This window comes from Lactobacillus kimbladii (genome assembly GCF_000970755.1).
Taxonomy (GTDB): domain Bacteria; phylum Bacillota; class Bacilli; order Lactobacillales; family Lactobacillaceae; genus Lactobacillus; species Lactobacillus kimbladii.
Map to the genome: position 1 here is coordinate 460,293 of NZ_KQ034007.1, position 11,130 is coordinate 471,422.

At 36.6% G+C, this 11,130-nt stretch carries 13 protein-coding genes; 12 read left to right on the forward strand and 1 reads right to left on the reverse strand.

All coding sequences use genetic code 11. The features are described from left to right. The coding region (locus JF75_RS02765; RefSeq protein ID WP_046331734.1) for a replication initiator protein A at positions 1-1,003 on the forward strand (1,003 nt) is incomplete at its 5' end. A gap of 282 nt (positions 1,004-1,285) precedes the next feature. Here the strand turns inward: JF75_RS02765 and JF75_RS02770 are convergent. Further along, positions 1,286-1,855, reverse strand: a complete 570-nt coding sequence (locus JF75_RS02770) for a recombinase family protein (RefSeq protein WP_046331735.1) — start codon at positions 1,853-1,855, stop codon at positions 1,286-1,288. Between the two features lie 139 nt (positions 1,856-1,994). Here JF75_RS02770 and JF75_RS02775 point away from each other — a divergent pair, with 139 nt between their 5' ends. The 11 genes from JF75_RS02775 (at position 1,995) to JF75_RS10105 (ending at position 11,107) form a co-directional block, all read left to right on the forward strand. Further along, on the forward strand, positions 1,995-2,780 hold the full coding sequence (locus JF75_RS02775; RefSeq protein WP_046331736.1) for a DNA/RNA non-specific endonuclease: 786 nt from the start codon (positions 1,995-1,997) through the stop codon (positions 2,778-2,780). Then, entirely contained in the window at positions 2,777-3,118 is a 342-nt protein-coding gene (locus JF75_RS02780) for a hypothetical protein (protein WP_046331737.1), read from the forward strand. The genes JF75_RS02775 and JF75_RS02780 overlap by 4 nt, the downstream gene beginning before the upstream one ends. A 335-nt stretch (positions 3,119-3,453) precedes the next feature. Continuing rightward, positions 3,454-3,741 (forward strand): hypothetical protein, encoded by a 288-nt coding sequence (locus JF75_RS02790; protein ID WP_046331739.1) that lies wholly within the window; start codon positions 3,454-3,456, stop codon positions 3,739-3,741. Between the two features lie 911 nt (positions 3,742-4,652). Further along, the gene (locus tag JF75_RS02795; protein ID WP_046331740.1) at positions 4,653-4,871 is read left to right on the forward strand and encodes a hypothetical protein; all 219 of its coding nucleotides are present in this window, start codon (positions 4,653-4,655) and stop codon (positions 4,869-4,871) included. Next, a complete protein-coding gene (locus JF75_RS02800) occupies positions 4,864-5,592 on the forward strand; it encodes a class A sortase (RefSeq protein WP_245190705.1) in 729 nt (242 codons plus the stop codon). The genes JF75_RS02795 and JF75_RS02800 overlap by 8 nt, the downstream gene beginning before the upstream one ends. 17 nt (positions 5,593-5,609) lie before the next feature. Then, positions 5,610-5,747 carry a hypothetical protein gene (locus JF75_RS10565; RefSeq protein ID WP_167334207.1) on the forward strand — a complete coding sequence of 46 codons (138 nt, stop codon included), beginning with the start codon at positions 5,610-5,612 and terminating at the stop codon, positions 5,745-5,747. A 43-nt stretch (positions 5,748-5,790) separates the two neighbouring features. Beyond that, positions 5,791-6,243, forward strand: a complete 453-nt coding sequence (locus tag JF75_RS02805) for a hypothetical protein (protein ID WP_046331742.1) — start codon at positions 5,791-5,793, stop codon at positions 6,241-6,243. Between the two features lie 12 nt (positions 6,244-6,255). After that, positions 6,256-6,702: a hypothetical protein gene (locus tag JF75_RS02810; protein ID WP_046331743.1), complete on the forward strand. Its 447-nt coding sequence runs from the start codon at positions 6,256-6,258 to the stop codon at positions 6,700-6,702. A gap of 138 nt (positions 6,703-6,840) precedes the next feature. Then, positions 6,841-9,471: an isopeptide-forming domain-containing fimbrial protein gene (locus JF75_RS02815; protein WP_046331744.1), complete on the forward strand. Its 2,631-nt coding sequence runs from the start codon at positions 6,841-6,843 to the stop codon at positions 9,469-9,471. 127 nt (positions 9,472-9,598) lie between these two features. Beyond that, positions 9,599-9,853 carry a hypothetical protein gene (locus JF75_RS02820; RefSeq protein ID WP_046331745.1) on the forward strand — a complete coding sequence of 85 codons (255 nt, stop codon included), beginning with the start codon at positions 9,599-9,601 and terminating at the stop codon, positions 9,851-9,853. A gap of 12 nt (positions 9,854-9,865) precedes the next feature. Next, a complete protein-coding gene (locus JF75_RS10105; RefSeq protein WP_084605702.1) occupies positions 9,866-11,107 on the forward strand; it encodes an SLAP domain-containing protein in 1,242 nt (413 codons plus the stop codon). Positions 11,108-11,130: the final 23 nt, after the last annotated feature.

Consider the following 11,130-nt stretch of genomic DNA (forward strand, 5'->3'; position numbering starts at 1 on the left):
AAATACACAAGATTTTAATTACATCAATAGCCAAAGAGCATATAGTTTAAAATACTTACAGTTTCCCGAAGTATTACTTTACGGTCGCGCATATGAGCACATGAGTGACGGTGCAAAAATTGCCTATATGGTTTTACTTAACCGTTTGAGCTATAGCTTGCAAAATAATTGGGTTGATAAAAATAATCATGTCTACTTTATTTTCACCAATATGGAATTGAATAAATTGCTGCATTGGAGTAATAACAAAATCAATCGAGTTAAAAAAGAACTGGAACAAGCCGGATTACTTTTGCAGAAAAAGATGGGATTTGATCCACGGAAAAAGAAAAATTTACCAAATCACCTTTATCTGGCCGATCTTGAAGTTACTGCTAAAGATGTATACGTTAAACAAGAATTTTTGGAAAATATGCCGGAAACCCTAGAGCCAAGCGGACTTACCGAAATGAGACGCCGACAAGAAAATCCGGAAAACCTAGAGCCAAGCGGACTTACCGAAATGAGACAGTATTTATATAATACTAACTTAGATACTAGTAAGATACATGAAGATACTCAGTTAGACTTTAGTTCGAACAAATATTCGCCTCACCAAGTTGAACAGCAAAACATGGATCTAGTTAATCATGTTACAGAAACAATGAGCGTTAAGGCTATTCCTGATTTTCTAAATCAGGCTTCGTTAAAACTGATTAAACTCTGGTGTAATACTCCTGCAGAGATCAATCGTTTTATCAGAATTATTTTGAACGCAAAAAATGCCGCCCAACAAGAAGCAATGGACAATGGCTTTGGCAATAATTCCTACTTAGACTTGCAGAATGAAGTTCTCCAAACAGAAGTGACAAAGTGGCTGCGGAGTTACTTTGATCGTATTCGTGCAGCTGATCGGGATCCGAAAAAACGGGTTAATAATGCTGAAAACTATCTGTACACTACTATGCGCAACAACTTTAATAAACATATGCACGAACAGTTACAAAGTACAAAAAAAGAGTAGTTCAATTTTGTATAACCGCTATTAAAAAATAAACAAAAAAAAGCAAGTCTAAAAGCTTAAAAAAAGCCTTTAAAACTGCTAATCAAGCTATTTTATTAATATTATAATATAAAATAAATTACAAATTTTACAAAACGCAAATAATTCAAGTAAATATCTAAAACACAAGATATTGTATTTACAAAAAAAACAAGTGTTTTCAACGATTCTACCAACTGCAACAAACTTTTTTTGCTAATTTCATAATTCAACAGTTGTAACAGAAAAAATATAATTTATTTATCACTTGTTTTCAGATGTTAATTTTTTAAATCGTCTATACAAAGTTGCACTGCTAATACCGGTTTCTTTAATAATAGTTTGTAATGGAGTTCCCTTTTTATATAGCCAATAAGCTTGGCTAATCTGCTCGTCACTATATTTGTTATTGCGTCCTTCATGGAAATTGGGGTCGTGTTTACGTGCATAATCTTTGCCTTCTTGTGTCCTAGTCAAAATCATATCTCGATCAAACTGGGCTACAGCAGAAAGAATTGTTACTGTTAACTGTCCTGTGGGTGAATTATCAATGACGCCAAAATTTAAAACATTGATAGTTACACCTTTATTAAATAGCTTTTTGACGGTGCTTAGCACCTCACTAGTATTCCTTGCAAATCGGTCAAATTTAGTAACGGTTAGTTGATCACCTTCTGTAAGTTTTGCCAATAATTGATTAAAAACAGGACGGTTAGTTGTCGTACCTGTATATTTTTCTTGGAAAATTCTGTCTACTCCAGCTGCATTTAATAAATCAATTTGCGTTTCTAATTTTTGGCCATTAGTGCTTACTCTTGCATAACCAAAATTCACGTATGTATCTCCCTTAGTCCCACTCCGTGAGCAATGATAGCGCAAACATTGTTGGCTGATTGCTGTTAGTATAACATTCTCTTTTGATTCTTACAACTGTTGAGTTATGAGAATTAAAAACAACGGAGAAGGCCTCAACATGAAACAAAAATTTCGCAATAAGGGTAAAGGACTAGTAGCCACAATTGCTTTAGGACTAGCACTTTTAGGCAGCGGATATTCAAGCTTACTAAAAGATAAAGCCAGTGTTCCTAATATTCAGAATCAACTAAAAATTAATAAGCAAGTTGGAGGTCTTTCCGCTAAACAATATCAATCATTAAGCGAAATTGATTATCATAACGGAGAAAAAATAGTTCGCTTTGTTAATCATAATAATTCGACTTTAAATTTGCATAGCTGGCATAGGAATAAAATTATCTATCAGAATTTAGATAAATTGAATCGAACGTCAGGATCTAATACAGCATTTTTAGATCGTCGAAATATCGCGAAACAAGCCAAAAGAACTCGTCAACAAGTCAAACCGACTGGTTGGCACTATCCATATCGGGACGGTGTACAAATCTATAATCGGGGACACCTAATCGCCTATTCTTTGTCTGGCGGTATTGATCAGTTTGGAAAATATAAACCAAACAACGAAGGAGACCAAAACAACCCACGTAATCTGTTTACCCAATCTGCATACACAAACCAGAAGGTGCAAACAATTTACGAAGGAGAAGTGCGTAATGCGTTGGTAGCGGGTCAAAAAGTTATCTATCAAGCAACGCCAATTTTTCGAGGTAATGAACTAATGGCACGAGGTATCAATTTACAGGCAAAATCAACAGACGGTATGCTAAATTTTAATGTCTATATCTTTAACGTTCAGCCCCATTATCAATTTGATTATCAAAGTGGAGCGGTAAGAAAATCATGAGAAAGATTAGCACCACCAGTACGGGAAAGAAAAGAGTAAAGCATTTAACCAACTACTCTATCAACGCACTTTTCCAAAAAGTCGTTAAGGTTCGAATGTTTAACAAAATCTGGATTAACGGACAAGATGGCAATTTTTATCAAATTGATTCCGAAAAAGAAATTATTCTAGCAGAAGAACACAAGTATATCGGGACTGTACGACCGCTAAAGTATGTTTATCAGAATTTGCAAACTGGCTATGATTTAAACGGTAATCGGGTTTGCTACCGCAAACACCCTTATGCCAAGCATAAGGAACCGGTAATCTGGTGTAAAACTTACAGGAAAATTTTTTGAAATGAAAGTAATAAATTACTTACTGGACTTCATTTTCGCAATTGTAGGTCAAGTATTCACGTTCGCAATGCTACACGTCAAATTAAGCCTAGCTTTAATGGCACTTTTCCTATTTCTAATCTGTTTTATCGCCCATAAAGCCCAAACGGGAAAAATATTTGGTTTTTGGTGGCAGCTTAACCGTTGTCTAGATCAAATTGTTACCAAGGGCCTGATCATAGCACCAATTCTACTTCTAATTGAATTGATATATTTCGGGTTAATTCTATTAAGGCTATATAAAGGTATTTAAGGTTAAAGGAGCACGCAATGAATAGTGTTGAAATTATTATCGGTTGTATATTCGGGGCGTATTTGATAACTATCATACCCAGTTGGCAACGATTAAAAACCAAATTTCTACTGTCCAAACACAACAACAAGATTTAACTGATCAGCCAATTAGTCATAAAGTTAAACGACAAATTAAGCATTTTGATAAGCAACTATCACAGTTGGATCAAAAACAAAAAGGGGTTGAAAATGCCTTAGCAGATTACCAAAAAATAATTAACGAACTGACCGAAAAGTCAGATATTAAACAGAATCTCCGCTCTTACTTACATAATAAATATCATCTTTGACTTGATTCTTGAAAGAGAAGTATTGCATAGACAACTGCAATTTGCAGAAAGGCAGCAGCGCCTTTTACTTCTATTGAGCAGCAATGCTCGTTTGTACATTGACAACTCGATAATGAAAACTGGCAGCACACTTAATAACCTGGTTATTTGTGCCGAAACTTGGAGTACAAGGTCAATATGAATTTTAATAACTGGACAAGATTTCCAAAGTGTTAAAAGAACTATTGTCGCTGCAACACTGCACCTTGCCAAGCGGATCAGCCTATGGCGTGGAAAACATTGGAAACCACTGGAAAAAACAGGAATGCTACAATCTGGGCCGGAGTGATAAGTAATTTAGGTATTGTCGTTATACACTAAATGATCTGCTGGACGGTGGTTGGCAGTTGCTCCCAAACTGTCCTCGCTATGTCTCCAGGACGAAGAGACACAAAAGCTTATGCTTAATAACCATAGGCAACGTTAAATACATCTGTACGTAGCTGTTAGCGTTATGGAAGATTATTATTAATCTTCTAGGAGGAAATGCCTCGTGAACTATAATGTCGCTGCTGTAAAGAACTAATTGAGGGGACGGCAGGAATCTGCTTAAGAACTTAATTAGGATCGTTATCCATTAAACGACTTGTCACTAAATTTTAGATTTATGACCAGAAAAATAATAATGGATCAGTGATTAGCTAGACGCTAAGTGAAAAGTCAAAGGTGCGCCTTTTTAATCGAATATGATTAATTAACATGTAATGAGAGCCTTTGAAATAACACTTAATTTTGGTCAATGACCAAAGAAAACCAATTTGGTTGACGTTTGCGATAACAAAAATTTAGAAAAATAAATACGGGCGTATTATGCCCAATTTAATAAATTTGCGTATTAGTTTTTAGTGCGCAAAAAAGAAAAGAGGAAAGAAATGCCTAAAAAAGACGATCCGGTAGTGGCTGCGTATTTAAAAGAATACAAACACACTACTTTTACTGAATGGGAGAAGAACATTATCTGGGACAGTTTTAAGACGGCAATAACTAATAAGAAGTCCGCTATGTATAAGCAAATTGTCGGCTTGGCTTATGAAAAATTAGAAAAAGAGGCTTATCAGCACATGAAAGTTGAGCATATTCATTTTGAGTAGGCTGAGTAGGCGAAATAAACGAAAACGGCTAGTTGGTAATGTTTTAGCAATTGCTCTACTGCTATTTTTGATAGGAGCAATTATTGTTGTTTTGAATTTCAATAAACTGCAGGGACAAGCAGCCAATTCACTAGCCAATGACAAAATAGAATTACAACGACGAAATCATCAAACGAAAAAGCCAAATTATAATTTGAAAAAAGTTAAACCAATATCACCGCAAACTTTGGCCCATGCATGGCGGTGTCGTCGTGATTATAGGGCAATTGGTCAAATTGCAGTACCGTCGGAGAATATTTTATTAAATATTTTTCGGGGCACAGGTAATGACGAGCTTGCCCTAGGCGTTGGTACTTTAAGATCGGATCAGCGAATGGGACAGAATAACTATCCCTTGGCAGGTCATAATATGGACGATGGCCAAACTTACTTTAGCCCGTTATATACCGCTAAAGTTAGGGGACAACTTGCAAAAGGAACCCGTATTTTCTTGACCGATTTTAAGAAAGTATATTTTTATCGAATAGATATTGCCTATTTTATTGGTGTTTATAATCTACGGTTAGCTTTCAATCGGAAAAAATTTGCCCAAAAGCCGGTTATATCACTATTCACGTGTGATTGGACAGGACAGGGCCGCTTGTTTGTTAGAGGTCATTTGACTGGCTCACAGTCTCTCAAGTCAGCGTCTAGGTATGTTAGAAGCACGTTTAAAATTTAAGAAAGAAGGATTAATTAATGGCAAGAGCTGTTCTTAGAAAAGAAAAGGACGGCAGGATAACCTATATTGGTCATGTGCCGCCCGAATATCAATTAAAGGCTAATGAATATTACGGTAAGTTACCAGGAGAAGATCAAGGAAGTTACGTTAAGTAGCTTCCTTTTTTTATACAAAATTTTATTAAGTAGGAGGTAAGCAATGGCAAAAGTGAGCATTAAGTGCCAAATGTTGAAATCAGAATACAAAGCTGTCGAAGACTTCTTGCGGGCCAATTTTGAAATGTCACGAGGAGACGAAAAAGATTTTATTTCGATGATGATTTTTTACTTTGCAAACGAGGAATTACAACTAGAAGAAGATAGTCAAGATACCTTTGACTTTAAGAAAGTCATTAATGATTTTTGGGAAGTACAGTATGAAATTAACCAAACAGAAGATAGTAGCTGCATGATTGCAGCAAAAATACCGATTCAGACTTTTACAAAGTTGTTTAATAAACAACGAAGTTTGTATCCAGAAATTGCAAAGTGCGAAGGTAAAGTAAAAAGGAATTTCATCGTTTACCTTAGCTACATTTTAGTTAGTTCAATTAAGGGCGGTAAATTAAGCCCTAAGTTTATCTTTGATAAAAAGATTGGAATTAAGCAATAAGGAGAATAAAGAATGCAAAAGATAATAACGATCAGAGTACCGCAATCAGAATATAGCAAATTGAGTGGTATGTTGGCGGGCCTGGCACAGAGCTTGTCACAAAAGATGAAGTCGACAATAAAGCCTCCTAGTGCTGGCAAATCACTAGTGACTTATGCTTTTCGAGAATTACAAAAAGAAGAGTTGCTAAAGAGAGCGCCAATTGAACAGAGACGAGCATGGGGACAAGTGATTTTGCCATCTTGGTTGAGGGCCGATATTGGCGAGCAGCTGACAATTGTGCAACTAGAAATGGGTGAAGCCGGGTATGAAAGAATGATGGCCTGGATGAAAGACTTATATCCTGACGTTTATAACAATAAGAAGATTAACAATGATGATTTTATTGGAGCGCTAGGTATTACCTATGCACACCGGATTATGGCCGGCAATGTATCATTAGAAGTGGCACTTCCTTAAGAAAACTAGTGAAAACAATCTGAAAGGAGGTGATTCTATGCAGTAATTCCAATTTAAAAAAGTAAAAATAATGTTTAACGGCACCGTTACTTAAAGAAGTAACGGTGCCTTTTTTTGTTTGAAAGAGAAAGGATAGCTATGAAAAAGCTAACAAAGAAACAAGCTAGAAAATTATTAGCTACAGTGGGCACTAGCGTTACTTTGGCTGGTGTAGGCGTAGGTATTGCCTATAATAATGATTCGCAGCCTATTGCGATTAACGCCCATGCCGCTGAACAAGCCAAGCTGGGAACGGACGCAACTTTTGGCAAAGGCAAAGATATTGCGTTTCAAATTGTTTATCAAATTCCGATAGATTCTCATATCAATAAGATTGAATTTTATGATAAATTCGAAACCTGTTTCGATTATCAAAAAGTAAGAATTTTTGATGAGAACAATAATGATGTGACTGATCAAGGTAAAACGGACTTTGACAAGGTAACTAACACAGTTAGTTGGCAAGCCAATGATCCAAAGAAGTGGTTTGGGCGCAAGATGACTATGCGGCCCGTTGTCAATTTGAAAGAAAATGCTGATTTGTCCAAATATCTGGATAAAAATACCAATCAGTATAATATTCCGAACATCGGTAATATGAAAATCAATGATAAAGATATTCCGTCAAACAAGGTTGAAGTTCATACGCCGAACGATAAGGATCCGACTGTACTTAAGCAAGTTGAAGATAAAGACGGGCAATATGTATCTAAGGCGAAGTACAATATTGGCGACACAGTCCACTATCGGGTCACCTACACGGTACCAAAGAACGGTAAGGATATTTCCAATGTCCAATTTATGGACGACCTAGAGGACGTATTAGACCTCAAAGAGGTTAAGGTCACAGACGACAAGGGAAACGATATTACTAAGACCGATGGTGACTTAAAGATTGATGATGACAAAGAAAGTTTTGTCTGGCAGCCAACTAACGATTACCTGTTGAAAATGCCGGATCATTCTTACACTGTCGATATATCGGCCAAGATTAAACCTAATGTTGATCTAAGCAAGTATATTGATAAGGCCTCTAATGAATATCAGATTCCAAATATTGCCAAAATTAAATATAACGATAAAGAAACACCATCAAACGAGGTTCACGTTATCACGCCGCCACCGGTTGATAAGAACAAGGTAGTTAAATCTGTCCAAGGTATCTCGGGCAGCTATCATGAAGATAAAGACAACGTTGAAATTGGCCAAGATTACACGTACAAAATTCAATTTACGCCTAAACAAGGAATAACCTTGAAGGACGTTGAGTTTAGTGACGACCTTGAAGACGTTCTTGATCTTCAAAAGGTGGTAGTACAAAATCCGGACGGTAAAGATGTTACTGATTCTGACGGGACGATGAAGATTGACAACAACAAGGAAAGCTTTATCTGGCAGCCTAAAGATGATGTAGTTAAGACGATGGGCGGAAAGACTTATACTGTACTTGTGACAGCAAAGATCAAGGGTGACGCCGATTTGCAGAAGTATATCAAGAACAATGTAATCGAAATTCCGAACACGGCCCACATGAAAGACAGTGGCGAAGATACGCCGTCAAACACGCCAATCGTAACGCCAAAGGTTGAGGAATCAAAGGCAAAGAAGGGGATTGTGCGTGATCCGTCCAACTGGATCAAATTCTTTGGTAATAAAGCAGAAACATCTGCTGGCCAAACTAGTGGTGACAAAGTCGATCAGGCAATTGACGCTAATGCGCATAATGCCAAGATTGAAGCGGCTAAGAAATTAGTTGTTCAAAATTCAGATGGCTCTTACCGCAAGGCAAATAAAGATGTAACCGATAAAGAATTCAATGACGCTCTAGAAACTCTAGCTAAACCGTATAAATCAGCTGAAAAGGTTAACCTTAATGATCAGAAAGATACCAGTGTATCAACCACCGCACCATCTAGTGCTAGTGATTTGAAAGAGATCATTAATGCAACTACGGTTGAAAACAATACGGCAGCCAGAGGTGACGCACTGGATTACCTGTTAACCTTTGATATTGGTAACAATGCTAATATGAAGTCCCTAGTCTTAAGTGACGACCTTGAAAACGTGCTGGACTTGAAGAATGTAGTTATTTTGGATAGTGAAGGTAATAATATTACCAATGACGGTGCGCTTACAACTAGTGATAGCGACGAAAGCTGGACTTGGACAGCCAAGGATCCGACTAAGTATTCTGGTAAGAAAGTATATGCAGCAGTGGCAGCCAATATTAAATTAGATGCCGATCTTACTTCCTACACTGATAAGCAGATTCCTAACGTGGGCCACTTACAGATTAATGGCAAGGACACACCAACTAATGTAGTTAAGACGAAATTAAATGGCGATCCTGATCCAATGAAAGATCCAAAGAATCCGAATAGTCCACTTAACCCGAATAACCCAAAGAATCCCAACAATCCAAATAACCCGAAAAATTCAAAGAATCCAAAAGATCCTAAGAAAGATAAAGATAAAGATAAGAAAAATAAGAAAGGTAAGAACCCAAAGAAAAATCCAAAGGATCCGAATAAGGGAATTCTAAAAGGTGATGGTACTAATAATCCAGTAACAGGTAAGAATGGCTTCCTGCCAAGAACTGGGCACTTTGTTCTGTCGCACATTGGATGGATTGTGAGTGTTCTGCTGGCTGGAGTAGCTGGAACCGTGTTCTACTTGTACAAGAAGAATGAAGATTTTAAAGAGAAGGTAGATAAGATTATTAAAAAGTAGTATTAATTAAGGTAAATATATGTCTTTTTTAAACAAGCATTCCTATTTTATTAACTTTTATGTGAAATAACCATATAATTATCCTGCGATTTGCTGTATAATAAATGTACGGATAGGAGACATAAATATGGTATTAGCGATAACGCAAGGTGATTTCCGTAGTTATATGAAAAAGTATCTAGACGCAGTAAGCAATAATGAAACTGTTTATGTTGCTCGATCACATAATCGAACTGTTGCCTTAATTTCACAAGAAAAGTTGTTGGCAATGGAGCAATATATTACAGCCCCCAAAGATTCTACAGAATATGACGCAGCAAAGGTCAAACTAGTAGAGTTAGGAATGATACCCGCAACAACTAAAGTAAAAGGGAGAAAGTAAAAGGGAGTGGGAATGATGAAAAAGAATAGCATTTTAATTGGTCTGGCAACAGCTGCATTATTGAGTGTCGGTGCAATTGGAATTACTGGCAACGTTGGCGTAAGTTCACCACAAACAGTGCAGGCAGCTAAAAAGGGCTATAAAATCACGTTGAAACATAATGCTTACGTTTATAGCAAGCATGGCCACCGTAAAGGTAGAAAGACCTTGAAAAAGGGAAAAACCCTTACAGCCTATCGCAAAGTAAAGATTAAGGGCAAGAAGTTTTATAAACTAAGTAAAGGACGCTACCTTAAAGCGGGCAATGTGAAAACGATTAATAGTTCAGCCAAAGTACCGGTAACTAAACCAGTAGGGCAACCTACTACACCTAGTTCCACTACTACGAGTTCTAAAACTTTCAAAGTGACGGTGACCAGTCCTGCCAGAATATATGATGGTAAAGGCAATAAAACACCTTTTACAGCTAATCAGGGCAGTGCTAAGACTGTAATCGGAAGTAAAGTGATCAATGGTGCTAAGTATTATCAAATTGGCAATGACAGCTATATTTTAGCTAGTTTAGCGACACCAGGAGCAAGTTCAGATGATAGCAACAGAGAACAGGAAGGTAATAGTACCAATAAGGACGGATTAGGTGTGCCGGATGTTAAACCTACTCAAGCCGAAGTAGATCATATATTAGCTAATAATAACGATAAACTTGGTTATACTGTCTATTTTAGTGATAATGAATTGGCGGAAATAAAAGATTATTTATGGCAAGATATTCAAAGCTATAGGGTAGAGAACGGACTTCCAAAGTATAAAAAGAATAATGAACTTGATACATTTGTTTCTAAAGTAACTTATTCAAGTTCTACTATGAATAACTATCAAAGTCATATAAATTCTACAACCGCCCATCAATTAGCATCATATCTGCCCAGTTTAGCTCAAAATGGTATGGATGTGACAGATTCATTTGATGTTACGAATTATTATGGCCAAAGAATGGAAGGCGATGAATTGCCAAAGTCATTTAACTTTAAAGACAGAAATACTAAACATGTCGCTACTCAAATATTTAATAGTTTTAAGGAGCAACTAGATTATAATAGTATAATTTTAGGTGATAATGATAAAGAGGCATTCGCTTCTTTAGGACTGCATTATGAATGGCATGGAGCATCATCGAGATCATCTGTGGGAATAGTCTTTATTGAAGTGTCAGGCAGTAGTTCTAAATGGTCAGAGTATTACAACGCTAACTAAGTAGCGAGAGCTAATTAATATTT